This is a genomic window from Pseudomonas sp. DW-iso3 (assembly GCF_058725305.1).
Map to the genome: position 1 here is coordinate 96,906 of NZ_JBZXDZ010000005.1, position 24,618 is coordinate 121,523.

Sequence of the window (24,618 nt, forward strand, 5' to 3'; positions counted from 1 at the left end):
GCTTCACTGTTGGCATTTAGCCTTCTGGTCCCGGAATTCGTCCATGAGCTTGAAGAATTGGTTCGGCCACTCGGTCATTGCGTTTTGGCTCTGCTGTGCAACCAGATCAACATCTGACTTGCTCTCTACATTCAGCATCGCTTGGACTGCAATTGTCACCTTTAGCGCTGAGTGCCCCATTTCCGGTGGTGCATATGCAATTAACTCAAATCCCGAGCGAATGACTTTTTCTGCGTCAGGTCTCGAATCGTCGAATGAGAGCTTCTTGTTAGACCCTCGACTAATGAGATCTGCAATGTTTCCCAGGAAGGCTTCGGTTTTTTCTCTAATTTTCATTTCTTGATTGTCGATTCTTTGGATACAGCTCTGAGCTACAGCCTGCTTAGTTGATTCGTTGCTGGCAAACCATGTGAGTCCCGCTCCCGCTGCTGCGACTAAACCCGTGATGAATGCTGCGTATATGACCTCGGAGGCCCGTTTTTTTTCAATAGCGTCGTCGCTTGCCTTAATTCGAAATACACGTCTCATCTTTTTTCCCGTTGCTAAAGAGGTCTGCTCTCTAGGGCAGCTCATACAGCCTAACGGCCATTTTTGAAATTCCCACCGCTTCGGCGGTTTTTTTATGCCTGCAAAGTGGGCAACACATACCCAAGGGGTGCATCAACGTGGCAGAAGAAAACGAAATCGACCTGGACAACCCGGCAATCAAGGCCGCTATCGCGACTGCCGTTGAAGCCTCTGTGACGGGGCTGAAAACCAAGAATACAGAGCTGCTGGGAAAGCTGAAGGACACCTCCACCAAGCTGACCCAGTTCGAAACCCAGTTTGAAGGCATCGACATCGACGCCGTCAAAGGCCTGCTCAGTCGCGCGGGCCAGGACGAAGAAACCAAGCTGCTGACCGAGGGCAAAGTGGACGAGGTGTTCAATCGCCGCACCGAGCGTTTGCGCGGTGACTACGACAAGCAACTGAAGGCCATCAGCGAGCGCGCCGAGAAGGCCGAATCCTTTGCTGCCAAGTTCCAGGGCAAGGTTCTGGGTGACTCGGTGCGTGGTGCGGCATTGAAGGCCGGCGCTCTGCCGGAAGCAACAGACGACATCATCCTGCGCGCCAAAGGCGTGTTCACCCTTAACGAAGATGGCGATGCAGTCGCCGTTGATGAATCCGGCCAGGTCATCCTCGGTAAAGACGGCAAAACCCCTTTGACTCCGCTCGAATGGGCGGAATCTCTGCGCGAAAGCGCACCTCATCTGTGGCCAAGGGCTTCAGGGACATTCGCCCCGGGCGGGGGTGGCGGCAAGGCTGCATTCAAGCGCTCCGAAATGACCTCCGAGCAGAAGCGCGATTTTCAGCGCAAGCACGGCCAAACCGCATATCTCGCATTGCCCAAGTAAGGGGATTGACCCATGGCTACAACCGTTAACAGCGACCTAATCATCTACAACGATGAGGCGCAAACTGCATACCTGGAGCGTGTCCAGGACAACTTGGATGTATTCAACGCATCGTCCAACGGCGCGATGGTGCTCGACAACGAGCTGATCGAAGGCGACTTCCGCAAGCGCGCCCTCTACAAACTGAACGGCTCCCTGGAGCACCGCGACGTCAACTCCGACGGCAAGGTAACTGCCAAGAAGATCAGCGCCGGCGAAGCTGTCGGCGTCAAAGCTCCCTGGAAGTACGGTCCGTACCAGACCACTGAAGAGGCGTTCAAGCGCCGCGGTCGTCCGGTCGAGGAGTTCTCCCAGATCGTCGGTGCCGACGTTGCTGACGCGACCCTAGAAGGCTTCATCCAGTACGCAACTGCTGGTCTTCGCGCCGCCATCGGCTCCAACGCTGACATGGTGGTTTCGGCCAACATCGAAACCGACGGCAAGAAGACGCTGACCCGCGGCATGCGCAAGTTCGGCGACAAGTTCGGCCGGATCGCTCTATGGGTCATGCACTCCAGCGCTTACTTCGACATCGTCGACGAAGCCATCACGAACAAGATCTACGAAGAAGCTGGTGTTGTGATCTACGGCGGCCTGCCGGGCACCTTGGGTAAGCCCGTATTGGTGACCGACACCGCGCCGGCCGACGTGATCTTTGGCTTGCTGCCAAACGCGGTAACCATCACTGAATCTCAGGCTCCGGGCTTCCGTTCCTACGAAGTGAACGACGAAGAAAACCTGAGCATCGGCTATCGCGCTGAAGGCACTGTGAACATCGACGTGCTTGGCTACAGCTGGAAAGCCACTACTGGTGGCTCCAACCCAACCCTGGCTGCAGTCGGCTCCGCTGCCAACTGGGTCAAGCACGCGGGCAGCAACAAGGTCACCGCCGGCGTGATGATCCAATTGACTGCAACGCCTCCTGTCTCTGGCGACTAAGTCTCAAACTCAACGCGCGGTCAGCGATGGCCGCCCTGGAGAAACACATGGAACTGACTTACAGCAACCAGCTCGACGGCTTCGATCCGGAGAAGCGTTACCGCAATCCGGAACACTTCGATAAGCCCGAAGCCGGTGTGACCAGCGTGCTGGTGATTGGAGATTGGCCGAGCGTGGTCAATGCGTACGAAGCAGTCGGCATCGATGTGTCGGTGACGGAGGCCAAGCGGGTGCAGCTTGTTGGCGCGGCAGACCAGGCCGAATTTGTAGAAGCCATCGCAGCTTTGCGTGCTGAACATAGATCGATCCAGATCCTTATTGACGGTCTGGAAGCAGGCGAGATTCACCGTCCCGAGTCTGGTGAGCTGGCGCTGCGCTTGTTTGAAGTGCTGGGCACCATCCATGCTTCGGTAGGTGAGTTGACCATCGAGCGTGACGGCCTGTTGCTGACGGTCGATGCGCTGCGCGGCGAGATCGAAGCGTTCAATAAGGCCGCTGTCGCACCTGGTGATGATGTTGGTGAAATTGCATCGCTGAAAGCAAAGCTCGATGACGCCAAGGTGCCTTACCGGGCCAACGCGTCGAAAGAATCCTTGGAAAAGCTCGTCGCTGATCTGACCAATGCCTGATAATGCTGGCTGCCTGCGACCCGGCGGCCAATCTTCAAACCATTCCAGCGAGTTGACACATGACACTCATTATCGAGGATGGGACCGGCAAGCCTGACGCCGAAAGCTACGCGAGCGCCGAGGACCTGGCCCTGTATGCCGTGAAATTCGGCGCGGTCATCCCTTCGGGCGGTCCTGAGCAGGAAGCGTTGCTGCGTCGGGCCGCCTTGGCAATGGATGGTATGACCTGGAAGGGGCGCAAGACCAGCAGCGAGCAGGCCTTGTCCTGGCCGCGCCGGGAGGTTCTGCTGGATCAGGAGATCAAGGCGAACAACTACCTGCCGGCGCGGATTCAGTATGGGCAAATGGCCTTGGCTGCTGAGATTCATCAGGACGATATCGACCCGGTGGAGAAACGCAAAGGCGCTGTGCTGCTGGATCGTGTTGAGGGGGCGGTGACGCGGCAGTATGCGGCGATCCCGTCGACCAGTAACCGGTTGCTGCCTGCTGCGCCGGACCGGCCGAGCGCCACGCAGTTTGCGGATTACCTACAAATGCGCGGCTTGTTTGCTGTGAGAGCGTAGTGCTAGTGTTCTGCTTCCATTTACAGGAAGTAATGACATGTCTCCGAACTTAGAAGAAAAGCGAATTTTTTGGACTCAGGCTTATCTAGCTGCTATCGCAGGGCTCTCTGGAAGCTCGCAGGATCTTGAAGTCGCCAAGCGTGCGGTTCAAGTTGCGGATGAAGCGCTCAAAGCTTATGTGTCGAAAATGTCCCACTTTTGACTTGAGTCCAAAAGCAAAAAGCCCAGCCATCGCGCTGGGCTTTTCACATCCGGAGCCCCCATGGCCTTCTACGACGAAATGGCCGTGATGGCTCTGGAGATGATCACAGAGTTCGGCCAACCCGTGACCATCAGCAAGACGCAGCCGGGGGAGTATGACCCTGAGACAGGCGGCGAGGCACCTGGCGCAACCGTTGAGCAAACCGCTCAAGGTATCCTGCTCGACTTCACCGGCCAAGAATTCCAAAACAATAGTCTCATCAAGCAGGGCGACAAGAAGCTCAAGATCGCCGCGCAGGGCTTGTCCTGGGTGCCGGGCCTGCTCGACAAGGTGGTCGTCCAGGGCCGGACATGGTCAATCGTGCCGCCCCTGAAAGAGATCAACCCGGCGGGCACGCCGATCCTTTATGAATTGCAGGTGCGATCATGAGCCGGGCAGGCGCCGGCAGGTCCGGTAGCTTCGCCCTGAGCCTGGCTGAGTTCGCCGCGCAGACCAGTGAAACCATCGACGCCAGTGTGCGCGAGATCATCATCGAGGTCGGCAGCAGCCTGATTCGCATGTCTCCCGTGGGTAACCCGGAGATCTGGGCACAGAACGCTGTCGCGACCCAGTACAACAAGGCCGTCGACGATCACAACAGCGCACTGCGCAGCGACCCGGCGAACCTCACGAAGGGCGGGCGGCTGAAGAAGGGCCGCAAGCTCAACGACGGCATGGACATCAAGGCGCCTGAAGGCTATGTCGGCGGCCGGTTCCGGGCGAACTGGCACATATCGCTTGGCATGGTCGAGAACGTCACCTTCGACGAGGTAGACCCGAGCGGCGCCGAAACCACTGCCGCACTGGTGGCTGCAATGAGCGACTTCACTGCCGGCCAGATGGCCTACATCATCAACAACTTGCCCTACGCGATCCCGCTGGAGTTCGGCCATTCCACCCAGGCCCCCGGCGGCATGGTCCGGGTAACCATGGCTCGCTTTCAGCAGATCGTGCAGGAGGCCATCAGGAATAACCAGGTATGAGTCACGCAATTATCGCTTCAATCTACGAGGCCAAGCTCATCGCCTGGAACGCTGCTAGGTCGGAGAAGTTGAAAATCGTGTTCGAGAACACGGCCTACACGCCAGCGGCAGGCGAGACGTATCTGCGTGCTTTCACAATTCCGGGCGATACCGTGAGCAATGCGCTCGGCGGCGATCACCGGCTGTTCACCGGAGTTTTCCAGGTGAGCATCATCGCACCGTCCGGTACCGGCAAGGCCAAGACGAATCCAATCGCAGCAGAACTAACGGATCTGTTCCCGCTATATGCCAGGGACACCAAGGGCGCGGTCACCGTGGTGACCATGTCGCCAGTTGACCCTGGGCCCGGCATCACAGGCGATTCGACTTATACCGTTCCAGTCGCGTTCTTGTACCGAGCCGACACGAACTGATCCCGCCCATTGGGCAAACCCACGAACCCGCTATTGAGCGGGTTTTTTCATATCTGCAAAGAGGAAATACCCATGGGCTACAAAATTCCAGACGGCGGCACCTTCCAGCACGGTGCTACCTATGGCCCGGACATCCCGTTTTCGGCGCTGAGCAACGCGGCTGAGGCCGTGGCCACTGTGACTGGCGGCACACTGTCGGCTGGCGACATCGTGATCGTCACATCTGGCTGGACTCGCCTGGGTAATCGGGTTGTGCGTGTGAAAGCTGCCACTGCCACCGCCGTCACCCTCGAAGGCATCGATACCACCGACGTGCAGGTCTACCCGGCCGGCTCCGGCATCGGCTCGCTGAAGAAGGTGCTGACCTGGGTACAGATTCCGCAAATCACCGATGTGGCTTTCGCGGGTGGCACCCAGAACTATCTGGACGTGGTGTTCCTGGAAGACAAGCAGGGCCGCCAGATGCCAACCGACAAAGCGGCGGCCAGCTTGGCGCTGACCATTGCGGATGACCCGGGCCAGGCGTTCAACGCCATCCTGCGTGCAGCGGATGCCAGCCAGACCATTCAGGCTGCGCGCCTGAACCTGCCGGGGAACGACACGCTGTTCTACGGCGCCTTCACCTCCTTCTCCAACCAGCCGACTGTGTCCCGCAGCAACTTGCTGACCCGCACCGTCAACCTGGCGCTGCAGGGCGAACCGACCCGTTACCTGACTGCGGTGGCTTAATCCATGGCAAAGATCAGAATCGCCCAAAATCCGACGTTCAAGGCCTTCGTGTCGATCCCTATCGTTGGGGGTGAGCCCGAGAAAATCGAGTTCACCTTCAAGTATCGGGATCGCCCGGGTCTTGCTGCTCTGTTTGATGAGTGGAACCTGAAACGCGATGAAGCTCGGACCGCCTTGGGCGAAAGCCCGACGCTTTCCGAAATCGTTGCCGCTGACACTGAGCAGCAGTCGCAGCAAATCAAGGACCTGGTGGTCGGCTGGGGCTTCGACGACAAGTTCGACGACAAGAGCATTCGTGCGCTGGTGACGTCCTGCCAGGGCGCCGCTGAGGCGGTCGTGAATGCCTACCAGAGCGCATTCAATCAGGCCCGCTTGGGAAACTGACGGACGCCGCCCGCGCACTCTACGCGCCGGCGGCACCTGCTGAGTTGATGTGCCTGTTCGGGCTCACCCCGGGTGACCTTGAAGAGGTGACCGAGGTCTGGCCCTGCAACTGGCCGGCGTTCTTCCTGTTCAACCGGATGTCGACTCAGTGGCGGGCGGGCGCCGGTGGCGCAATCGGCCTCGACTACACCTGTATCCGCGACGTGGCCGGTTTCCTCGGCATCAAGAAAAAGAAACTCGTTGAAATCTTCCCTGACCTTCAGGTGCTGGAAGGCGAAGCCCTGCGCGTTATGGCGGAGGAAAGGGAAAACAGCCCGTAACCACGGGCACTTATTCAAGGTGAGTCGATGAACATTGCAGAACTCGGCGTCAAGATCGACTCGGCCGATGCAATCCAGGCGAAAACGAGCCTGGATGAAATGGCGAAGGCTGGCGGCCGGACCGAGCAGTCTGCCGTTTCGCTGATGAACGAAATGCAGGCCCTGGAAAAGTCGCTGTCCACCAGCGCCAAGACCACCCAGGACCTTGCAAAGCAGCGTGATGCTCTCGCCAAGCTGACCAAGACTGGTGCCTATGGCGAGGCCGAGGCGGCGAAGATATCCGCTCAGCTCGATAAGCAGCAGGTGGCTCTGGCCAAGTCCGCTATGGATGAGCAGAAGGCCTTGAACAGCTTGCTAGGGGCGATTGACCCGGCCCGCGCTGCTCTGGCAAAGCTGGACAACCAGGTCGAGCAACTGGGCAAGCACCTGGATGCCGGCCGTATCAGCCAGGATCAGTACAACAATGCCTTGAGCAAGATCGACAAGGACTACGCCAAGCTCGAAAAGACCACCACCGGTTTCGACAAGCTGCGCCTCGGCACCCGCCAGGCGCAGGAAAACGTCGTACAGCTGGGCAATGCCCTTTCCTCGGGTGACTGGGGTAGCGGTGTGCGTGCCGTTGCTCAGTTGGGCGCCGGGGCGGGAGCAGGCGCCGCTGGTCTGCTTGCCATTCTGGGTCCGATGGCCCTGGCCACCGCAGCCGTGGGCGGCCTGGCCGTTGGCTATTACAAGGGTAGCGAGGAGCAGGACAAATTCCGTGAGTCCCTGGTAACCACTGGGAATGCCGCTGGCACAACCTCGTCATCGCTTGCGGCCATGGCGAAGCAGGTCAGCACTACCATTGGCACTACTGGTTCGGCAGCGGCGGTTCTGGCGCAGTTGGCGGGCTCCGGGAAGATCGTCAGCGGTAGCTTCGAACAGATTGCTATTGCAGCCCTCTCGTTCGAGAAAGCCACCGGCAAAGCGGCATCTGAAACCGTTCAGGAATTTACTAAGCTGGCTGATGACCCGGTAAAGTCGGTCGTTGCGCTTAATGACAAGTACAACTTCCTCACAGCCGCTGTGTACACCCAGATTCGGGCCTTGCAGGAGCAGGGCGATACGCTGGGCGCCCAGCAGGTGGCAGAGGGGGCATACGCAGATGCGCTGATCGAGCGTGCTGGCACCATCATCGGCAACCTGGGCACGGTCGAAAGCGCATGGAATGCAGTTAAGGGGGCCGCCAAAGGTGCCTGGGACGCAGTGCTTGATATCGGGCGCGAAGATACCTTCGACGAGAAGTTCGAAAAGCTCGCCGACCGTCTGAATACGCTACGTAACGCTAAATCTAACCCGATGATCCTGGGCGACAACCCGGACATGATGATGCTCAGTGGCGGCGAGGCCGGAGCCCAGAGCGACATCACGTCCTTGTTGCAGAAGGAAGTGGATGATCAGGCGAAGGCCCGGCGTGAAATGTTCCAAACGCAGGATATTCGTGAGGGCACGAAGGCCTATGAAACGCTGCAAAGCAACCTCGACGCGACGGCATCAAAGTCCACGAAGCTGATCAAAGCGCTTGAGGAAAATCAAAGGCGTATCGCTTCTGCGCGACAGGCAGGCTACACGTTCACCGCCGCGGAGGAAGCGGCTTTAGAAAAACAGACCCGCGACAAGTTCAAGGACTCGAAAACCGCCGGCACCCAAGTTGATCTGACCAGCTTCAACAACGCCAAAAACGACTTGGCGGCGATCACCGACACCTACAAAAACTACCAGAAGGAACTGGAAGCGGCGCAGAAGGCAGGCCTGCTATCCGAGGAAGACTATCTGCTGCGGCGCCAGGCGTTGATCGGCAACCAGCTCGACCAAACGACGGCAGCCTACAAGGCCGAGATTGCTGCGCTGGAGGCAGCGAAGGGCAAGAAAACTACCTCGGCCGCGCAAAGCATCCAGCTGGACCAAAAGATCGCCGACGCGCGAGCAGGGATGGTAAAGGCGCAGAAGGATGCTGACAGTCAGCTCGAAGTGCTCGCTACCAACGAGACCGGGCGCCTTGCCAAACAGGAGCGGGCGATCAGCACGTACGTGCAGGCGCTGGGGCAGCAACAGCGGGCCCTGGAGCTTGCCGGCCAACGTGCAGTTATTGGCGTAGGGCAGGGCGATCGCCAGAACGCGCTCAGCGGCGAACTGAACAGCCAGCAAGACCGGTTTGCGCAGCAGTCGCTGGAGTTGGCCAACCAGAAGTCCGACCCATCGCGGAACATGTCGGAGGAAGAGTTCAAGCGTAAATCGCAGGCGCTCGCGGACGCTAACAAGGCGGCTACCGACCAGATCCGGCAGAACTACGCGGATGTGGAGAATGCCCAGGGCGATTGGACGAAGGGCGCCACGGCGGCCTGGGACAATTACCTGGATTCGGCGCAGAACATTGCCGGCCAGACCAAAAGTCTGTTCAGTAACGCCTTCAGTTCCATGGAGGACTCGATCGTCAACTTCGCCATGACCGGAAAGCTGTCGTTTGCTGACTTCACTAAGTCGATTCTGGCGGATATGGCGCGCATTGCTACGCGTCAGGCGAGTTCGGCATTGCTGGGCAGTTTGGTGGGGGCGGCAGCGAGCTACCTCGGTGGTAGCGCTGCCGGAGGTGGCAATGGAATGGCGGCCGGGTCTGCTGGTGCCGCGTCGTCGAACCTCGGTGCATCCCAGGCTGGCTATTCAAACACCTACTTTCCGCAAGCCAAGGGCGGCGCATGGTCGGGCGGTGTGCAGATGTTCGCCGACGGCGGCGCGTTCACCAACTCCATCGTCAGCAAGCCCACGGCGTTCGGCATGGCCAACGGCAAGACCGGCGTCATGGGCGAAGCTGGTGAGGAAGCAATCATGCCGTTGACCCGGACGTCGAGCGGCAAGCTTGGGGTTATGGCCATGGGCGGCGGTGGGGCTGGCGGCACGCAGATCAATGTCGAGGTGCACATCGACGGCGACGGCAACGCGTCGTCCTCATCCAATGATCCCGGCTACGACCTGTTCGGCAAAGAGCTGGCGACGTTCGTCGAGCAGAAGTATCAGGAGCTGCGGACCAAGGACATGCGCCAGGGCGGCGTCATCAACAAAGCAATCAAGGGGCGCTGATGGCCATCGAACGATTCATCTGGGAAACGGAGAAGGGCGCGGAAGGGGATGTTGCCCAGCGCGTCCGCACCAAGCAGTTCGGCGACGGTTACGAGCAGTCAGTCGAGGACGGCCTCAACAACCAGTCCCAGTCCTGGCCGCTCGTCTTCACCGGCGCCAAGCCTCGGGTGATGTTGATTAAGGCGTTCCTTGATCGGCACAAGGGGGCAAAGGCTTTTCTCTGGACTCCGCCCCTCGGGGAGCTTGGCCTCTACAAGTGCAACGGCTACAAGCCCGTTCACCGCGGCGGACAGGTCTACGCCATCAACGCCAATTTTCAGCAAACCTTTCACCCCTGAGATAACCGCCCATGGCACTGATCACGGACATCCAGAAACTGGAGCCCGGCGGCGAGATTCGCCTGTTTGAAATCGACGGGACCGAGTACGGCGCCGATTACCTGCGTTTCCACGGGCACGCGATTCCGCACACGCCCGAAGAGCTGCTGGCCTACGAGCACTCGGAAGAGGATCTGCCAGCCAAGTCCATCTGGTGGCAGGGCGAGGAATACGCGGCCTGGCCGGTGCAGATTGAGGGTATTTCCTCCAGCAGCGATGGCACCGCGTCTCGACCGACGTTCGCCGCCGGCAACGTCAACGGGCGTGTCACAGCGCTTTGCCTAGCCTTCGAGGACATGCTCAAGTTCAAGCTGACGGTTCGCGAGACGCTGGCCCAGTACCTGGACGCGCCGAACTTCCCCGAAGGTAACCCGACCGCAGACCCGACCCAGGAAGCACTGGAAATCTGGTACATCGACCAGAAAACCAGCGAGGACGGTGAGGCGGTGGTGTGGGAGCTGTCTTCCCCGGGCGAGATTGATAACCACGGTTTGCCCGGCCGGCAGATGACAACGTTCTGCCACTGGGCCATGACCAATGGTTACCGGGGGCCGGACTGCGGATACACCGGCGCGGCCATGTTCGACGACGAGGACAACCCCACGGATGACCCAGCACTGGACCAGTGCAAGGGGTGCCTGTCGTCCTGCAAGCAGCGCTTCGGCGAGAACAATGAACTGTCCTTCGGTGGATTCCCCGCCGTGTCCCTCATAGCCCGGAGCTGATTATGCGTAAGCACATCATCGCGGCCATACAGGCGCACGCGGCGGCGGAATATCCGCGCGAGTGCTGCGGTCTGTTGTTGTCCATCGGGCGCAAGCAGAAGTACTTCCCGTGCACGAACATCTCCACGGAGCCAAACGAAGAGTTTCGGCTCGAACCCGAGGACTACGCCGCGGCGGAGGACTTGGGCGAAGTGATCGGCATCGTTCACTCGCATCCGGACGCCACCAGCAGGCCGTCACCCCATGACTTGGCCATGTGCGAGGCCACGGCCTTGCCCTGGCACATTTTGTCGTGGCCCGAGGGCGACATGCGCACGATCACGCCAACGGGCGGCACGCCGCTGCTCAAGCGCCCGTTTGTGCACGGGGCATGGGATTGCTGGCAAGTCTGCGCCGACTGGTATCAGCGGGAGTGGGGGATTGAGTTCGAAGCCTTCCAGCGCACCGACGGCTGGTGGGAGAGTGCGGAGAACGCCAGCCTGTACGAGCAGCATTACGAGGCCGCTGGCTTCGTGCGGGTGGACCAGCCGCAGCGTGGTGACTTGATCGTCATGCACGTCGGTCGGACGGTTCACCCGAACCATGCAGGAATCTACCTCGGCACAGATACGGCGCTACCTGGCGAAGAGTCGGGCGCGTTCGGCCCTGGCCCCTTCCTGCTGCACCACCTGTACGGCAGGCCGTCGGAAATCATAGTCTTCGGCGGCCCCTGGCATGACAGAACTCGCCTGATCCTCAGGCACACAGATGCAAAACAATCATGACGCGGCAGGGCCGCCGGAGTAGGGCATGCAATCAACTCAACGCTACACGCTGACCATTCACGACCTTTTCACTATTACTGGCGGTTGTATCTGCGGCGCTGAAGCCGAAGTCGCCATTCTCGATGGCGGTATCGAGATCAATCGCATGAAATTCTCCGGCAAGTGCCAGAGCGAAGAAGGCTACAGCCGTCGCTACGATGGTAAGCCTGGCCTTACAGCGCAGTTGGCATCTGGCCCTAAAGGCATGAGCTTCACCTGGAGTAAGGATGACGATGACCCTTATCAACCCACCATTACTTGGCGCTGTCGCCTGAGCAGCCCACCTGATCGTGAACCCGTCGAGTTGGATGTTCAGGATGGGCGCGCTGAGTACCTACTCAGCGGCCCTTATCGAATGGCCGAAGGCTCCAGAATAGAGGTCGTGGGAGGCAAGGTCTTGTGGTCGGGTGGAGGCTCTTGCCCTAGCTAATATGATCCATCACGCTCGCCAGTTGACCTCCAGCGAAGATGTACTGGGAGTTGTCGACACGTATCAGTGCAAATTCCTTTTCAGGCTTGCTGAACTCTTCAAATAACTCATCGAAACTTTTGTCAGTCCAGAAGGAGTGGAGACCGTCATCGCTTCTAACGTACTTACCATCTATTGATACGACACCACAGTGCATTCCGACTTCTTGATGCTTGGTTATAAGCAGGTAAGGGAAGCGTGTTTGCCCGTTACTCATTTTGACCTCCAGGTCATAAACGCGCCGATATTGTCGCAACCCCCAGTCCTTGGGCTTGCAGGCGAAGGACCGGGGAATCCCTTACGCTTTCGTTTGAGTTTTGACGATCAACTGCCACTGCACGGGAACCGCCTGGTTGACGTGCTGGTGTCGGTTTTGAGGGGGGAATTTGTCGTCTTTGTTGGAGGTGATCTCGTCACCGCATCCGGTGCATCGGTAAATACCGGAAGCAGGTACGGTGGCACCGATTCCATAAGCGTTGCTCCACTCCGGGCCTCCACCCAGAAGAGTTTTGCCGATCTGGGTAATGTGTAACGCCGTGTTCGCAGTTACCTGTGCCATTTTCATTCCCTCGCATGGCTTGCTGGAGGCACAAAGCTACTACGGCGGCACTGAGCCCAGTTACTGGCATTCCATCCACGCTGGATGCCCGGACAGGTGGGTGCATGGATAGGGAAAACATGGCGCTTCCGCTCACACCCGCTACGATCTTGTTGTGGCAATAAGCCATATAGGGGAGGGTGAGGGTATGGAACGGGTACTAATTCTCTCGGTGATAGCAGTTTTGGCTGGGTGCTCAGGTAAAGTTATCACTCATACTTCTTGTAGCGATAACATCTGTAAAGGCGTCCCGTTTTACACGATGAAGGAAGTAACCGATCGTTATTTCTATGACCGCATTCTTGATGCGGATGGCAAAGCCATAAGAGTAGCTGGAAAGCCCAGTGGACAAGACTGCACTCCTGTGGAGGTTGAGGAGCGGAAGCTTGTGGTTTCGAGTACCGCAAACTATATATATTACGATGCAGGTATTTTTGAGACTTCAAAGTTTTCCGTTGATTTAAATACTAATGGCACAATTTCTAAGGCCTCCACGGAGTCAACTCCAGCAATCAAGGAGACTGCTGAAGCGATCGCGGCATTAGCAACGGCATATAGAACAGTCAAGCCAGTGAAGGCGGGTTTTGTCAGCGAGCTGCCATGCACGTCAAGGGCTCCTTAGTTACATGGCTTATGCCCAGCCCCGCGCTGGGCTTTTGCATCTGCCAATCATAGGTTTTCGCGCTGGGCTTTTTGTTTTTGAAATAAATTTCGGCGCGTAGTGTGCGATTGTTAATCCAGAGCTGGGGATTCATCTGTTCCCTGTAGGCCCTCTTCGATAATTTAATTACTCAATGGCATCCTAATTCTCTAGATTAGGCGCCGGAATCACAATTTTTTCTATTTTACGACGACCGATTTTTTTAATAGATATGGGGTAGTCTATCTCGAAACTTCCAGCGCTGTGGACTTCAGATATAGCTGCTTTCATTAGATCGATTAAGGCTGGCTGTGGGTCTGATTGTTTTTCTAGGCAACTTCTATAAATATCTTTTGCGCGCTCATAAAACAAGTCGCGCATGCCAATTACGCCAATGTCCCCTCTATCGATCTTGCTGTGAATTATTTCGATGCCCTTAGGGCCCCCTTGGTTCATGGTGTATTTATAGATTGTATGTTCTTTTGTTGCGGGGCATTGTACGTTGAGTAGAAACTCTGTGCTGATCTTGCTGGTATCACCTAAGCGGGCTCGTGCAACTGAATTTACTATGTGGTCTATTGAGAATAGAACGGTTTTATGAATTAGATCAGCGCTTAGTAGACCCTGAATGTCATCATCAGAAAACATGCTTTCATCCCACTCAACGTAGCCTTGAGTGAGCATAGGGTTTTTCTCACATGAGCGTATTATTTTGTACTTCTTGTCATGTATATCGAAGACGTAATGCATGTTCCCTAGGTGGTTGGAAATTAGGTTTAAGGCATGCTGGGCAACCAGTGTGCTTCCAGCCATGGAGACTAGGCATGTTTGAGTCGTTGCGAGCTGATCAAAATCCCCAAGAACCCCATGAGGTCTAAAATAAGGCCGGTAAACCTTTACATCAATTTCATACGTTTTGCGAAATGATGTTGCTAGTCGTGAGCCTTTAAAATCAGGGTGTGTAATTACACTGTCTGCAATTACGAAAGTTCCGCTTGGTATTTTCAGGTCTTTTTTTGAGTCTTTAATTCGAGAAAAACCTAGATCTTCCGTGAAGTTATAGGATGAAATTACTAAGGTCATAATTGCCCATTTCCTTTTTGCGTATGGTTGCTGATATTGTTGATGACGTTTATTGATGTCTGATCTATTGGGGAAATTGCTTAGCCACGATAGAGATCGTTGTAGTCTTACCGCTGCGATCATCGGTCACTTCCAAGAGGTAGCGCTCAATAGAGCCGTCATCCCGCTTGGTGTGGCCGAGGCACTTGAAGGTGAGGGTGGGTTCGGGCACGCTGATCTCCTATGTTGGAAGGCTGAATCCGGCATACACAAAGCCCCATTCTATACCCTATAGAATGGGGCTTTGTGTATGAGGCAGAGATGAAACGCTGGGTGAGGCGCAGGGTTGCAAATTAGCAGAGGCGGCGACCACGTCGTTTGATGCGACGTCGATACTTCAGCATCTCGTCTACGCGGGTTGATGTAACCAGCCAAGCGAACTCAAAAATCAGAAGTGGGATCCCGGTGAGCGAGCCGTATAGGATGGCCAGGACATGGCTCTTATGCGCTTCAGCGGGTGCAAACCCGAAACTCACAACGCATGCCACAATGCTCAAAATGAAAAGTGACAGCATGGCGTAGCTCAGAACAATCTCTCGATTGACTCTGACGGAGTCGAACCTGGCCGCCTTAATACGTTTCAAGTCTTTAAGCTTTCGGCCTCGGAAAAAAGATCGAATACGACCTCTTGCTCCAATGAGTAGGGGCTGAATCCTGCTGTGCCCAAGCCGGTATAAATACTGGAGTAGAAAGCCAGTGACAGCCGATACAGCGCTGCTAATCCAAAATTGAGGATTGGTAGTCCATTCATCCATGGTGAGACGTCGCTCTTGATAGTCGTATATGAGAAAGGGAGGCTTTCTACGGACATCCGGTACTAAAAGCCCGGCAGGCCGGGCTTGGGTCGGGGTGTTTACAGTGGCAATAGCCCTCTAACCGACGAAAAAAATTCGTCGGCTAAGTTTTCTTGCCCAGCATCTCAAGGAGCTTGGCATATCCGCCAGGCATCTCGGCCTCCAACTGCGCCATCAGGTCAGGGCTCTTGTCCATGCGGTCCTTCATCCCGGCCGCAATAATCTGATTCACAGCTTGATCAAAGGAGATTCCTTCTTTGGCAGCAAAGTCTTCAATTGCCTTCTCTTCTGGGCCGGTCAGCATCAAGGTGATTTCCCGGCCTTCGTCCGTGGTGCCGCCTCCGGACAGCTGCTCAGCGGTCACGCCGAGGGCTGTGGCAAGCTTGAAAAGAACGGTTCTTCTGGGCTTTGCCTGGCCAGATTCGTAGCGAGATATCTGTGAGGGGGTAATGCCAACGGCGTCCGCAAGTTGTTGCTGCGTAAGATTTTTTCCACCTCTCAGTGAGATTAGCTGGTTGGCAAAATCAGTCGACATGTTTATCCCCTTGTAAGTCTCTAGAAGCGTACAGCAAACGCACAAAAAGCAAAAATTGTTTGACGAAGTCACAAAAGGCATTAAACTCACAAAACGCAAATAATGAGTCGTCATGAAAGCCCTGAAAATTACTACCGCTGTGCGGATGCTGTGCGAAATGCGAGAGAAGCTTGAGATGAGGGCAGTTGAAAACGGCCGCAGTCTCAGCGGAGAAATCGTATTCCGGCTTAGAAAATCTCTTGAGCAGGAACAGGACCATGAAAAGCAGCAGGCATAAAAAAACCCCAACGCTGGCAGGCGACGGGGCTTTGGTTAACGAGATCAACTACCAGGAAGAAATCGTCATGAGCGATGTTAGCACAGCTGTATCCAATGTCATCCCGTTCAATTTCGGCAAGCAGCGGGTGCGCACGCTACTGGTTAGTGGCGATCCCTGGTTTTCGATGCAAGATATCTTGCGCTCTTTGGATTACACCGACAGCTATAAGCCAGCCAGAGCTGCGGCACATGTTCCTGGCTTATGGAAGGGTGTGCATCGGTTGCACACCCCTGGCGGAACCCAGCAAATGCTGATGCTTTCCGAACAAGGCTTGTATTTCTTTCTCGGTCGCTCGGACAAGCCCAAGGCTCTTCCATTTCAAATGTGGATTGCCGGTGAGGTTCTGCCAGATATTCGTCGCACTGGTCGCTACGAGGATCACGGCAAGATGACAACCCTCATGGACGAGCTGATCGGCATGAGCGAGCTGAATGTCATTAAGGGGCTGATTCGCGACAAGGCAAAAGTGGTGCCTACAAATATGCAGCAGAGCTTCGCGCTGACCATGCACAACCGCCTTCACACTCGCTTTAACGTTCCTCGCACTGAGTTGATTCCTGCTGGGCAATTTGAACAAGCATGCAACTTCATTGGTAGCTACTCGCTTGAGGGCGAGTACATCCCTCGTCAGTCGAGCTTGATCCCGGAGAAGATTGGCCAGTGTGAGCGCTATCTCCTCAGTGCTGATCCAAAAGGCAATGCGCAGATCACGCCGGTGCCAATGGGCGCGTTCGTTTTGACCCGGCAGCAGTTCATGAAGGCCATGCTCGTCGACGGGGATATGCCGGTTTCGACGGCTGAGATGTTCGAGTTCGTCGCGCTGGCTACCGAGAATTTGCGTCGCCGTTCGCTTTACCAAGCTGCGCGGAGCGCGGTGGCATGAACTTCACCCTTAAAGCTGGCGGTCGCGCGCTGATCCTCTCGCCTGAGCGGCCAAATCTGGTCGGTCGCTCCGGCCAGTTGATTCGCAAGACCGAAGAAAACTGGCTGATGCTGGTCGAGGGCAAGCGCCACTCGGTCAGCGAGAAAAGCCCGATGCCATTGGACGGCTTCAACCCTGGCGCTCCGAGCGCGATGTGTGCGGAGGTGGCGGCATGAATACAGGAATTATTCCGTTCCACTACGAGGGGCAGGCCGTCAGCTTTAATAGTGACGGCTGGATCAATGCCACTGAGGTGGCGGCGCGTTATGGGAAGAAGCCAATCAAGTGGCTAGAGCTGGCCAGCACGAAAAGCTATATGGCTGCGCTTTCTCGCCACCTCGGGTTTGATGTCCGCAATTCGGACTTCAAAATGGTCGAGGCGTCACGGGTTCGTGGTCGCGCCGGTACCTGGCTTCATCCAAAGCTTGCGGTTGCATTTGCCCGTTGGCTGGATGATGACTTCGCGGTCTGGGCTGATCTACATATCGACGCGCTGCTTCGTGGCGAGCTCAACGAAAAGCAACAATTTGACCGGGCATGCAAAGCCCTAAACGACGCTCAGAGCATTGCCAGCCTCAGCGGAAAAGAGCTTTCAAAGTTTCGGTGGAAAAAACCGAAACTTGTACATGACGTTGATTACTGGCGCGATCAGCTCCAGATGACGCTCGGCCTCGACGCGGCCTAGCCTCCCACGAACTCGAAGAACCCCGCCCATGCGGGGCTTTGGTGTTGGCGTTTCGCCAAGCCCTTCCATGATGCTAAGGTTGCAGCTTAACCTAGGGGGGGGAATGGATGAGCCCGCAGCCGCAAGCCGAGTCGTTGTTGAACCACCTGTTTCGACGGCGCAGAGATTTGGAAGCCAGCTTCCACAATTCATTTCTTTTGGACGAGGTTGAAGCGCGCCGACTCGCTAAGGATCTTCAGGCCGAGTCCTCCAAGGGATCGATAGCTCAGCATGAGCGAGGTGCAGTCCTCCATGAGCTAGCCTACGTTGAGGGGCTCAGGGGGCGACTAACATCTGCCTTAGGGTTTTTGGGTAGAGCGCATCAATGCGGACTCGATGACTTAGTGGTTGCCGTATCAAGGGCCCACATCTTGATCATGTTTGGCCGCTTCATAGACGCCAGATCAGAACTGGAAAAAATTGATTATGAGGGCGCCCCCGCTTCTTCGCAGGGCGCTCTTTATGGATTGTGTGAAGAGGTGGGCATGTACGAAGTAGCGTCAAAGATGCCCATCGGATTCAGCAATCCGGAATTCCAGTCAAATGAAGCGAGTGAGATCCTCAAAGAGGCAAATGTCGATGAAATCGAGGTGACTCAGCGATTGAGTTTTGCAGCTGACATCGTTTGTGCATTCGCTAAGCACCGGCTCATTGCATATGACCTGTTTGCAATGCCTGGTGAGGGCATTCTCTTTCGTTTCATTGTCGATGCGCCGATGGATGACCTACTCAATTTAGACTGGGAAATTACCAGCGAGGTCGCGAAAAAGTTTAATGGGCCCGTTGATGATATTTTATCGATAGGAGTCAAGCCGTTCTCAAGGGGCGATGAGCATATCGAGTACGGAGCCTATCGTGTCGTTATCTAATCTTGAGTTGCTGAGTTATTCCGAGCATCTCTTAGCGACGAGCGACGAAGAGGCCGGACTAAGGGCTGCCGCAAGCCGCAGCTATTACGCTGCGTATCATCAGGCTTTTGATCTTGCCGATAAATTGCGCTGTCCTCAGCCAAACGCAAGTAAAAAGGGCTGTCACGAAAAAATAATTGATAGGTACAAGGGCATGTACTCGGGAGAATTCAATATTTCACGCTTGTTACAGAAGCAGAAAATGGTTCGAGTGACTGCGGATTACAAACTTTCGAAAGGATTCTCGCGAGAAGAAGCCAAGCTCCACGTCATGTCTTGTAGCAAGCTTGTTAAAAGCTTGGAAATGATGAGCCTGATTTCTGGATAGAAGGGAACGATATGAAATTCTTCATAGGGGCGCTGGCCTTGATTGCGCTGGCAGGGTGCTCGACATCCGGGATGCAGCAGGGGGCGCCGTCATTTTCTGCGCAGTCGCAGAAGACGCCACAGCAGTATGCTCGGTGCCTTGGACCAAAATGGCAGGAGTTCAATCCGTCAACGAGCTCTATTGAAACGGAGACTGGGTACAAGATTTCCGCATCGACAGCTTTTTCTGGGGTGGTTGCGCTTGCAGTCGTTGATCAATCGCGCGGCGGCTCCCTAGTCAAGGTATTCCTCCCTATGGATTGGGTCGGTACAAGCGGATGGAAGGATTCCGCCAGAGCCTGCATTTAAGCAGACCCCCGTACAAAAATAGCCACCTACGGGTGGTTTTTTTACATCTGGAGAAAAGTAATGGCCGCACTCGCTATCGAATATCAACCAATGACTACGATTTTGCTGTACGGGCAGCTTCGCCGGTTCGGACGCTCGTTTCGACTTTCCGTACGAACTCCTGCTGAGGCTATCAAGGCGCTTTGCGTGCAGATCCCAGGCTTTGAGCGGTTTATCTCCAATGCGAAATCGAGAGGTATCGAGTTCGCAGTATTTCGAGGAAGCAAAAACCTTGAAGAGAAAGAGTTAGGTTATGGCGGTTCGGGCGATATCCGTATCGCTCCAGTGATTACCGGCAGCAAGCGCGCCGGCCTGCTCCAGACAATAGTTGGAGCAGTCATGATTGTCGCCGGGGTTATTGTTAGCGGGATGTCATTTGGTCTTGCCTCTCCTATAGGTGCCGCCTTGATCGCTGGCGGTATTGGGATGGTCGCCGGCGGCGTAATCCAGATGCTCAGCCCCCAGGCGAGCGGCCTGAAGACCAGTGCAGCGCCAGAAAATACGCCCGGCTACGCCTTCGGTAGCGCCAAGAACACAACGGCCTCCGGCAATCCTGTGTCGCTGTGTGCCGGCCGCCGGCGCTGGGGTGGAGCGATCATCAGTGCCGCTATTTACGCCGAAGACCAGATGTAGCCAACACTCGAAAATTGAAGCCGCCCAAGAGGCGGTTTTTTTATGCCTGGAGAAAAGCATGGGCGCAGCACGCAAGATCGATGTTTATGGCGCCAAGGGCGGTTCCGAGAAGCCTAAAACTCCAACCGAGGCACCAGACAGCCTGCGTTCCGTCGCCATTGCGAAAATGCTTATTGCGGTAGGTGAGGGCGAGTTTGAAGGCGCTCCGACCGCCAAGGACATCTTTCTCGACAACACGCCGCTGCAAGACCCGCAGGGGAATATGAACTTCCCAAACGTGAAGTGGGAGTGGCGCAGCGGGGCTGTGGACCAGTCCTACATCCAGGGCATCCCATCGGTCGAGAACGAAACAACCATCAGCACCGAGTTGCGCAGCGGCACGCCGTGGGTTCGAGCGATCACCAATATTCAGCTCTCGGCTGTCCGTGTGCGCTTTGCTTGGCCTGCGCTCCAATCGGTCGACTCCGGCGGCAACATCAACGGTTACACGATCGGGTACAAGGTCGAGCTGGCAACGGACGGGGGCACGTATCAGGAGGTTTTGAACGAGGCCGTGTCTGGCAAGACCACCAGCCTGTACGAGCGGACCCGCCGCATCAATTTGCCGCGCGCGACAACCGGGTGGCTGCTGCGCATCACTCGACTGACGGCCAACCAGAACAACAACAAAATTTCCGACACCATGCAGATTGCCGGATTCACTGAGGTGATCGACGCGAAGATTCGATACACGAACACCGCGCTGCTTTACATCGAGTTTTCTGCTGAGCAGTTCCGCAGCATCCCGGCGGTGACGATCGAATGCGATGGTCGGAAATGGCAGGTGCCGAGCAACTACGACACCAGGTCGCGCACCTATACGGGCGTCTGGGACGGAACATTCAAAGAGGCCTGGACCGACAATCCTGTTTGGCACACTTACGGCATCACTACGAACGACCGTTTCGGCCTGGGCCGTCGCATCAAGCCGTGGATGGTGGACAAGTGGGAGCTGTACCGCATCTCGCAGTATTGCGACCAGCCGGTGCCGGACGGTAAGGGCGGTATGGAACCGCGCTTCCTCTGTAACTTGAACCTGCAGAGCAAGGCTGACGCCTGGTCGCTACTGCGCGATATCTCGGCGATTTACCGCGGCATGACCTACTGGGCCCAGGGCCAAGTATTCACGCTGTCGGACATGCCGCGCGCCACCGACTTCGACTTCGCCTACACCCGTGCGAACGTCATCGATGGCAAGTTCACTTATTCCAGCGCATCGGAGCGCACCCGTTACAGCCGCGCGCTGGTCAGCTACGACAACCCTCTGAACAACTACGACACCGATGTCACCGCTGTGACCGATGCCAAGTTGCAGCGGCGCTACGGCGATAACCCGCTCGAGATAAGCGCAATCGCCTGCACCCGCGAGTCGGAGGGCCAGCGCCGCGGTAAGTGGGCGCTGCTCACGAACTCGAAGGACCGCGCCGTCAACTTCAAGGTCGGCCTCGACGGGCGCATCCCGCTTCCAGGGTACGTGATCCCGATCGCCGACGAACTGCTGGCCGGTCGGCCGGTTGGCGGGCGAATCTCGGCGGTGAGCGGCAAGGTCATAACACTGGACCGCGACACCCAGGCCAAGCCCGGCGACCGGCTTATCCTCAACCTGCCCGACGGTAAGTGCGAGGGCCGCACCGTGCAACTGGTCAGTGGCCGGCAGGTCACCGTGACCGTGGCCTATTCGGTTGCGCCTGAGCGCGAGTTGGTGTGGGCGCTGGATGCTGACGACCTGGCTATCCCGCTTTATCGCGTGGTCAGCGTGGCGCGGCCGGAGCCTGGCGTGTTCGAGATCTCGGCCGTGCAGTATGACCCGAGCAAATTCGCGCACATCGACACCGGCGCGCGCCTGGAAGAGCGCCCAATCAGCGTTGTGCCGATCACCGTCGTTCCGGCGCCGGCGAGCGTCACGCTGACGTCGAGCTACGCGGTGAACCAGGGCATCGCTATCAGCACCATGAACATATCCTGGCCCGCCGTGACCGGAGCGGTCGCCTATGACGTGGAGTGGCGCAAGGACAGTGGCAACTGGATCAAACTGCAGCGCACGGGCACTACAAGCGTGGATGTCACCGGCATTTACTCGGGCGCCTACCTGGCCCGCGTGCGTTCGGTGAGCGCCTTCGAAATCTCGTCGATCTGGAAGAACTCCGACCTGACCAACCTGGAAGGGAAGGTAGGCTTGCCGCCGGCGGTTTCGTTCCTGACCACCACCAGCGAACTGTTCGGCATCGGCATCAAGTGGGGCTTCCCCGCTGGCGCCGAGGATACCCAGCGCACGGAGCTGTGGTATGGCCCGGCCAATGACCTGGCGGCGGCAACCAAGCTGGCCGACCTGGCTTACCCGCAGGCCGATTACCGGATGCAGTCGCTTCTGGCGGGCGCAACCTTGTTCTTCTGGGCGCGCCTGGTGGACCGGACCGGCAACGTTGGGCCGTTCTATCCGGTTGGCAACGGTGTAATGGGGATGGCGAGCGCAGACGCCGATCCTGTGCTGGACTTGATCGCCGGCCAGGTTGGGCGCACTCAGCTTGGTCCGGACATCCTGGACGCGATCGACAAGATCCCAGGCCTGCAAGATCAGATCAACGCCTTGGACGGTCTGAAGGGTTACGACAAGGATGCCACCTACCTGAAAGGTCAGATGGTCGTGGAGGGCGGGAGGATCTATCAGGCCGTCAAGAGCGTTCCCATCAATACTCCGCCGCCCAACGCTACCTACTGGCTTGATGTTGGCCAGTCGGTAGAGACTGCGAATGGACTGGCACAGCAGGTATCCACCAACACCGCCGATATCACCGAGTTGGACGGCGTGGTCACCGCCCAGGCATCAAGTCTTCAGGTGCTGCAGGCGGCGTACAGGGATGACACCGGCGAAGGCGAACTCGCGGATGCGCTACAGGGGTTTAACGCCAAGGCGAGCTTTGCGCAGGAGGTGAAGACCCAGGCCACGAAGAACGCGGCCATGGTTCAGCGTACGACTGAGTTGGCCGCCGAGGTGGGCGATGTCAGCGGATCTGTGACCGACTTGGAAAGCGTTGTGGTCAACGATCGCCAGGCCACGGCCCAGGCCATCCAACAGATTGGGGTGCAGATCGGGGATAACTCAGCTGATATCCAGACGGTAAGCCAGGCCCAGGCCAGCACCGATGGCAAGCTCTCCACCATGTGGTCGGTGAAGATGCAGCTCAACCAAAACGGGCAGTACGTCGCGGCGGGGATTGGGCTTGGCATCGAGAACGTGGATGGTCAGTTGCAGAGCCAGTTCTTGGTGAGCGCTGACAGGTTCGCTGTGGTGAACAACATCAACGGGATTCTTTCTTCGCCATTCGCGGTGGTGAACGGTCAGGTTTTCATGCGCTCAGCCTTCATCCAGGACGGCAGCATCACCATGCTGAAGATCGGAGAGGCGCTGCAGTCCGACAACTATGTCGCTGGTGTTCAAGGGTGGCGCCTCGATAAAGCCGGAAACTTGGAGTTTAACGGCCCGGCACCTGGTGGTGGTCGCCTGACGATGACCAATCGTGCAATCAAGGTGTACGACGAAAACAACGTCAAGCGGGTGCAGTTGGGGGATCTGACAGCATGATCGGAGGAATCAGGATATGGGGGCCTACTGGCCTCCTTGAATTGGATGAGAACTCATTCACCGTGAGGGTTGTTTATTCAGCCCTTATCGGCACGGTGGGCAGTAGTACTTTTGTATCCATCCCCGGAGTGAAACCCTCTACTCATATCGGGATATGTTTGCCTAATGGGCAGTACTCAGGGGACCCATCCGGCCAAGACGCAAGTTTGTCTCAGTTCGATGTACAGATGCTTACGGACGGAGTTCAGGTTTGGTTTAGAAATAGAAATATGCCAACCGGCAGAGTTGGGATATCAGTTCAGCGACTTCTAGTATTCAGGTATAGATAATGTCACATGGACTAACATTTAATAATAACTCAGATGTTGTAACGCTTGACTCTGAGTTTGCACGGCTGGTTGTTATACACAAAGGGATCTATGGGCCGGCTGGCGGTGATTTTCCATCGGTGATCACGTCGCAAGAACCACCGTTAATTTTTGTCAGACCTTCAACCGGGGGCTTCCAATGGGTGAGCCTTAAGGGCTCTCCCGGAAACTGGACGGGGTTCATCAACGGGGCAAGCGGAGGGTCTGGGTCGTTTTTTGTTGCGGCCTATGAGTCCGCACCAACTGCCAAATATGGTCTCAGGTTGTGGGGCGGAGACGCAAAACAACTATTCGACAATGGAACGCCTTGTGCACAGTTTACGGATGTAGTTGCTGGCTGGGCTTATGGGGGCGCATCGAATCCTTCTGTAGGGCGATGGATTTCCACGTTCTATGCCGCTGTTCCTTTGAATACCGGAAACTACATGCTGATCAATAATATTGCGATGAATATACCGGGCGGAAGCACCTTCTCGCTTCTTTCTTGTTTCTGGGATTACGCAAACAATCGTGTCGTTGCTCAGCTGCAAAACATTGGGGATTTTAACGGTTCAAGTTTCTTCCTGCCGTTAATGTTTGCAAAGCCAATTTCTTAGG

32 protein-coding genes are annotated in these 24,618 nt (G+C 56.5%); 26 read left to right on the top strand and 6 right to left on the bottom strand.

Annotated elements, in window-relative coordinates; genetic code table 11:
• Nucleotides 1-3 precede the first annotated feature (3 nt).
• Complete coding sequence (locus tag AC4PS7_RS15470) at nt 4-528, bottom strand: hypothetical protein (protein WP_010211424.1); 525 nt, start codon at nt 526-528, stop codon at nt 4-6.
• A 137-nt stretch (nt 529-665) separates the two neighbouring features.
• Here AC4PS7_RS15470 and AC4PS7_RS15475 point away from each other — a divergent pair, with 137 nt between their 5' ends.
• The 16 genes from AC4PS7_RS15475 (at nt 666) to AC4PS7_RS15550 (ending at nt 12,083) form a co-directional block, all read left to right on the top strand.
• The gene (locus AC4PS7_RS15475) at nt 666-1,394 is read left to right on the top strand and encodes a hypothetical protein (RefSeq protein ID WP_010211423.1); all 729 of its coding nucleotides are present in this window, start codon (nt 666-668) and stop codon (nt 1,392-1,394) included.
• A gap of 12 nt (nt 1,395-1,406) precedes the next feature.
• Complete coding sequence (locus AC4PS7_RS15480) at nt 1,407-2,372, top strand: major capsid protein (RefSeq protein WP_010211422.1); 966 nt, start codon at nt 1,407-1,409, stop codon at nt 2,370-2,372.
• A gap of 47 nt (nt 2,373-2,419) precedes the next feature.
• On the top strand, nt 2,420-3,001 hold the full coding sequence (locus AC4PS7_RS15485) for a hypothetical protein (protein WP_032882871.1): 582 nt from the start codon (nt 2,420-2,422) through the stop codon (nt 2,999-3,001).
• Nucleotides 3,002-3,060: 59 nt separating this feature from the next.
• Nucleotides 3,061-3,564 (top strand): DnaT-like ssDNA-binding protein, encoded by a 504-nt coding sequence (locus AC4PS7_RS15490; RefSeq protein WP_010211420.1) that lies wholly within the window; start codon nt 3,061-3,063, stop codon nt 3,562-3,564.
• 37 nt (nt 3,565-3,601) lie between these two features.
• The gene (locus tag AC4PS7_RS15495; protein ID WP_156046218.1) at nt 3,602-3,766 is read left to right on the top strand and encodes a hypothetical protein; all 165 of its coding nucleotides are present in this window, start codon (nt 3,602-3,604) and stop codon (nt 3,764-3,766) included.
• Between the two features lie 60 nt (nt 3,767-3,826).
• Nucleotides 3,827-4,195 carry a hypothetical protein gene (locus AC4PS7_RS15500; RefSeq protein WP_010211419.1) on the top strand — a complete coding sequence of 123 codons (369 nt, stop codon included), beginning with the start codon at nt 3,827-3,829 and terminating at the stop codon, nt 4,193-4,195.
• Nucleotides 4,192-4,788, top strand: a complete 597-nt coding sequence (locus tag AC4PS7_RS15505) for a hypothetical protein (RefSeq protein ID WP_492179581.1) — start codon at nt 4,192-4,194, stop codon at nt 4,786-4,788. The genes AC4PS7_RS15500 and AC4PS7_RS15505 overlap by 4 nt, the downstream gene beginning before the upstream one ends.
• Nucleotides 4,785-5,201: a phage tail terminator-like protein gene (locus tag AC4PS7_RS15510; protein ID WP_492179582.1), complete on the top strand. Its 417-nt coding sequence runs from the start codon at nt 4,785-4,787 to the stop codon at nt 5,199-5,201. Before AC4PS7_RS15505 ends, AC4PS7_RS15510 begins: the two co-directional genes overlap by 4 nt.
• A 72-nt stretch (nt 5,202-5,273) precedes the next feature.
• On the top strand, nt 5,274-5,930 hold the full coding sequence (locus AC4PS7_RS15515) for a phage tail protein (RefSeq protein ID WP_492179583.1): 657 nt from the start codon (nt 5,274-5,276) through the stop codon (nt 5,928-5,930).
• Between the two features lie 3 nt (nt 5,931-5,933).
• A complete protein-coding gene (locus AC4PS7_RS15520) occupies nt 5,934-6,314 on the top strand; it encodes a phage tail assembly chaperone (RefSeq protein ID WP_169366786.1) in 381 nt (126 codons plus the stop codon).
• Nucleotides 6,315-6,361: 47 nt separating this feature from the next.
• The gene (locus AC4PS7_RS15525) at nt 6,362-6,634 is read left to right on the top strand and encodes a DUF1799 domain-containing protein (RefSeq protein ID WP_492179584.1); all 273 of its coding nucleotides are present in this window, start codon (nt 6,362-6,364) and stop codon (nt 6,632-6,634) included.
• A gap of 27 nt (nt 6,635-6,661) precedes the next feature.
• Nucleotides 6,662-9,748, top strand: coding sequence for a phage tail tape measure protein (locus AC4PS7_RS15530; protein ID WP_492179585.1), 3,087 nt, complete (start codon nt 6,662-6,664; stop codon nt 9,746-9,748).
• Nucleotides 9,748-10,086: a phage tail protein gene (locus tag AC4PS7_RS15535; protein ID WP_183703351.1), complete on the top strand. Its 339-nt coding sequence runs from the start codon at nt 9,748-9,750 to the stop codon at nt 10,084-10,086. Before AC4PS7_RS15530 ends, AC4PS7_RS15535 begins: the two co-directional genes overlap by 1 nt.
• A gap of 11 nt (nt 10,087-10,097) precedes the next feature.
• Nucleotides 10,098-10,850, top strand: a complete 753-nt coding sequence (locus AC4PS7_RS15540) for a phage minor tail protein L (RefSeq protein WP_492179586.1) — start codon at nt 10,098-10,100, stop codon at nt 10,848-10,850.
• A 2-nt stretch (nt 10,851-10,852) separates the two neighbouring features.
• Entirely contained in the window at nt 10,853-11,614 is a 762-nt protein-coding gene (locus tag AC4PS7_RS15545) for a C40 family peptidase (protein ID WP_492179587.1), read from the top strand.
• A gap of 25 nt (nt 11,615-11,639) precedes the next feature.
• The gene (locus AC4PS7_RS15550; RefSeq protein WP_492179588.1) at nt 11,640-12,083 is read left to right on the top strand and encodes a hypothetical protein; all 444 of its coding nucleotides are present in this window, start codon (nt 11,640-11,642) and stop codon (nt 12,081-12,083) included.
• Here the strand turns inward: AC4PS7_RS15550 and AC4PS7_RS15555 are convergent.
• Nucleotides 12,076-12,339, bottom strand: coding sequence for a hypothetical protein (locus tag AC4PS7_RS15555; protein WP_492179589.1), 264 nt, complete (start codon nt 12,337-12,339; stop codon nt 12,076-12,078). The genes AC4PS7_RS15550 and AC4PS7_RS15555 overlap by 8 nt on opposite strands.
• Before the next feature lie 81 nt (nt 12,340-12,420).
• Nucleotides 12,421-12,681, bottom strand: coding sequence for a protein L (locus AC4PS7_RS15560; RefSeq protein WP_492179590.1), 261 nt, complete (start codon nt 12,679-12,681; stop codon nt 12,421-12,423).
• 187 nt (nt 12,682-12,868) lie between these two features.
• Here AC4PS7_RS15560 and AC4PS7_RS15565 point away from each other — a divergent pair, with 187 nt between their 5' ends.
• A complete protein-coding gene (locus tag AC4PS7_RS15565) occupies nt 12,869-13,342 on the top strand; it encodes a hypothetical protein (protein ID WP_492179591.1) in 474 nt (157 codons plus the stop codon).
• A gap of 180 nt (nt 13,343-13,522) precedes the next feature.
• On the opposite strand, the gene AC4PS7_RS15570 is transcribed toward AC4PS7_RS15565, so the two are convergent.
• The 3 genes from AC4PS7_RS15570 to AC4PS7_RS15580 form a co-directional block, all read right to left on the bottom strand.
• Nucleotides 13,523-14,443, bottom strand: coding sequence for a hypothetical protein (locus tag AC4PS7_RS15570; protein WP_492179592.1), 921 nt, complete (start codon nt 14,441-14,443; stop codon nt 13,523-13,525).
• A 64-nt stretch (nt 14,444-14,507) separates the two neighbouring features.
• Complete coding sequence (locus tag AC4PS7_RS15575) at nt 14,508-14,654, bottom strand: hypothetical protein (RefSeq protein ID WP_492179593.1); 147 nt, start codon at nt 14,652-14,654, stop codon at nt 14,508-14,510.
• 725 nt (nt 14,655-15,379) lie between these two features.
• Entirely contained in the window at nt 15,380-15,811 is a 432-nt protein-coding gene (locus tag AC4PS7_RS15580; protein WP_492179594.1) for a helix-turn-helix transcriptional regulator, read from the bottom strand.
• Between the two features lie 112 nt (nt 15,812-15,923).
• On the opposite strand from AC4PS7_RS15580, the gene AC4PS7_RS15585 reads away from it, so the two are divergent.
• The 9 genes from AC4PS7_RS15585 (at nt 15,924) to AC4PS7_RS15625 (ending at nt 24,617) form a co-directional block, all read left to right on the top strand.
• The gene (locus AC4PS7_RS15585; protein ID WP_492179595.1) at nt 15,924-16,088 is read left to right on the top strand and encodes an Arc family DNA-binding protein; all 165 of its coding nucleotides are present in this window, start codon (nt 15,924-15,926) and stop codon (nt 16,086-16,088) included.
• A complete protein-coding gene (locus tag AC4PS7_RS15590) occupies nt 16,069-17,013 on the top strand; it encodes a BRO-N domain-containing protein (RefSeq protein ID WP_492179596.1) in 945 nt (314 codons plus the stop codon). Before AC4PS7_RS15585 ends, AC4PS7_RS15590 begins: the two co-directional genes overlap by 20 nt.
• Nucleotides 17,010-17,228, top strand: a complete 219-nt coding sequence (locus AC4PS7_RS15595; RefSeq protein ID WP_492179597.1) for a hypothetical protein — start codon at nt 17,010-17,012, stop codon at nt 17,226-17,228. Before AC4PS7_RS15590 ends, AC4PS7_RS15595 begins: the two co-directional genes overlap by 4 nt.
• On the top strand, nt 17,225-17,737 hold the full coding sequence (locus AC4PS7_RS15600) for a KilA-N domain-containing protein (protein WP_492179598.1): 513 nt from the start codon (nt 17,225-17,227) through the stop codon (nt 17,735-17,737). Before AC4PS7_RS15595 ends, AC4PS7_RS15600 begins: the two co-directional genes overlap by 4 nt.
• A gap of 107 nt (nt 17,738-17,844) precedes the next feature.
• A complete protein-coding gene (locus tag AC4PS7_RS15605; RefSeq protein ID WP_492179599.1) occupies nt 17,845-18,645 on the top strand; it encodes a hypothetical protein in 801 nt (266 codons plus the stop codon).
• Nucleotides 18,632-19,012, top strand: coding sequence for a hypothetical protein (locus AC4PS7_RS15610; RefSeq protein WP_492179600.1), 381 nt, complete (start codon nt 18,632-18,634; stop codon nt 19,010-19,012). The genes AC4PS7_RS15605 and AC4PS7_RS15610 overlap by 14 nt, the downstream gene beginning before the upstream one ends.
• Before the next feature lie 407 nt (nt 19,013-19,419).
• Entirely contained in the window at nt 19,420-20,031 is a 612-nt protein-coding gene (locus AC4PS7_RS15615; RefSeq protein WP_492179601.1) for a tail assembly protein, read from the top strand.
• Nucleotides 20,032-20,089: 58 nt separating this feature from the next.
• On the top strand, nt 20,090-23,653 hold the full coding sequence (locus AC4PS7_RS15620; protein WP_492179602.1) for a TipJ family phage tail tip protein: 3,564 nt from the start codon (nt 20,090-20,092) through the stop codon (nt 23,651-23,653).
• A 328-nt stretch (nt 23,654-23,981) separates the two neighbouring features.
• Nucleotides 23,982-24,617: a hypothetical protein gene (locus AC4PS7_RS15625; protein ID WP_492179603.1), complete on the top strand. Its 636-nt coding sequence runs from the start codon at nt 23,982-23,984 to the stop codon at nt 24,615-24,617.
• Nucleotide 24,618 lies beyond the last annotated feature (1 nt).

Bases quoted from the DNA above. Each gene is read 5' to 3' on its own strand.
- AC4PS7_RS15495 (WP_156046218.1), top strand. From the start codon at position 3,602: ATGTCTCCGAACTTAGAAGAAAAGCGAATTTTTTGGACTCAGGCTTAT.
- AC4PS7_RS15555 (WP_492179589.1), bottom strand. From the start codon at position 12,339: ATGAGTAACGGGCAAACACGCTTCCCTTACCTGCTTATAACCAAGCAT.
- AC4PS7_RS15580 (WP_492179594.1), bottom strand. From the start codon at position 15,811: ATGTCGACTGATTTTGCCAACCAGCTAATCTCACTGAGAGGTGGAAAA.
- AC4PS7_RS15500 (WP_010211419.1), top strand. From the start codon at position 3,827: ATGGCCTTCTACGACGAAATGGCCGTGATGGCTCTGGAGATGATCACA.
- AC4PS7_RS15540 (WP_492179586.1), top strand. From the start codon at position 10,098: ATGGCACTGATCACGGACATCCAGAAACTGGAGCCCGGCGGCGAGATT.
- AC4PS7_RS15535 (WP_183703351.1), top strand. From the start codon at position 9,748: ATGGCCATCGAACGATTCATCTGGGAAACGGAGAAGGGCGCGGAAGGG.
- AC4PS7_RS15545 (WP_492179587.1), top strand. From the start codon at position 10,853: ATGCGTAAGCACATCATCGCGGCCATACAGGCGCACGCGGCGGCGGAA.
- AC4PS7_RS15520 (WP_169366786.1), top strand. From the start codon at position 5,934: ATGGCAAAGATCAGAATCGCCCAAAATCCGACGTTCAAGGCCTTCGTG.
- AC4PS7_RS15490 (WP_010211420.1), top strand. From the start codon at position 3,061: ATGACACTCATTATCGAGGATGGGACCGGCAAGCCTGACGCCGAAAGC.
- AC4PS7_RS15605 (WP_492179599.1), top strand. From the start codon at position 17,845: ATGAGCCCGCAGCCGCAAGCCGAGTCGTTGTTGAACCACCTGTTTCGA.
- AC4PS7_RS15515 (WP_492179583.1), top strand. From the start codon at position 5,274: ATGGGCTACAAAATTCCAGACGGCGGCACCTTCCAGCACGGTGCTACC.
- AC4PS7_RS15485 (WP_032882871.1), top strand. From the start codon at position 2,420: ATGGAACTGACTTACAGCAACCAGCTCGACGGCTTCGATCCGGAGAAG.
- AC4PS7_RS15590 (WP_492179596.1), top strand. From the start codon at position 16,069: ATGAAAAGCAGCAGGCATAAAAAAACCCCAACGCTGGCAGGCGACGGG.
- AC4PS7_RS15585 (WP_492179595.1), top strand. From the start codon at position 15,924: ATGAAAGCCCTGAAAATTACTACCGCTGTGCGGATGCTGTGCGAAATG.
- AC4PS7_RS15550 (WP_492179588.1), top strand. From the start codon at position 11,640: ATGCAATCAACTCAACGCTACACGCTGACCATTCACGACCTTTTCACT.
- AC4PS7_RS15510 (WP_492179582.1), top strand. From the start codon at position 4,785: ATGAGTCACGCAATTATCGCTTCAATCTACGAGGCCAAGCTCATCGCC.
- AC4PS7_RS15505 (WP_492179581.1), top strand. From the start codon at position 4,192: ATGAGCCGGGCAGGCGCCGGCAGGTCCGGTAGCTTCGCCCTGAGCCTG.
- AC4PS7_RS15470 (WP_010211424.1), bottom strand. From the start codon at position 528: ATGAGACGTGTATTTCGAATTAAGGCAAGCGACGACGCTATTGAAAAA.
- AC4PS7_RS15615 (WP_492179601.1), top strand. From the start codon at position 19,420: ATGGCCGCACTCGCTATCGAATATCAACCAATGACTACGATTTTGCTG.
- AC4PS7_RS15480 (WP_010211422.1), top strand. From the start codon at position 1,407: ATGGCTACAACCGTTAACAGCGACCTAATCATCTACAACGATGAGGCG.
- AC4PS7_RS15565 (WP_492179591.1), top strand. From the start codon at position 12,869: ATGGAACGGGTACTAATTCTCTCGGTGATAGCAGTTTTGGCTGGGTGC.
- AC4PS7_RS15600 (WP_492179598.1), top strand. From the start codon at position 17,225: ATGAATACAGGAATTATTCCGTTCCACTACGAGGGGCAGGCCGTCAGC.
- AC4PS7_RS15530 (WP_492179585.1), top strand. From the start codon at position 6,662: ATGAACATTGCAGAACTCGGCGTCAAGATCGACTCGGCCGATGCAATC.
- AC4PS7_RS15570 (WP_492179592.1), bottom strand. From the start codon at position 14,443: ATGACCTTAGTAATTTCATCCTATAACTTCACGGAAGATCTAGGTTTT.
- AC4PS7_RS15560 (WP_492179590.1), bottom strand. From the start codon at position 12,681: ATGGCACAGGTAACTGCGAACACGGCGTTACACATTACCCAGATCGGC.
- AC4PS7_RS15620 (WP_492179602.1), top strand. From the start codon at position 20,090: ATGGGCGCAGCACGCAAGATCGATGTTTATGGCGCCAAGGGCGGTTCC.
- AC4PS7_RS15525 (WP_492179584.1), top strand. From the start codon at position 6,362: ATGTGCCTGTTCGGGCTCACCCCGGGTGACCTTGAAGAGGTGACCGAG.
- AC4PS7_RS15595 (WP_492179597.1), top strand. From the start codon at position 17,010: ATGAACTTCACCCTTAAAGCTGGCGGTCGCGCGCTGATCCTCTCGCCT.
- AC4PS7_RS15625 (WP_492179603.1), top strand. From the start codon at position 23,982: ATGTCACATGGACTAACATTTAATAATAACTCAGATGTTGTAACGCTT.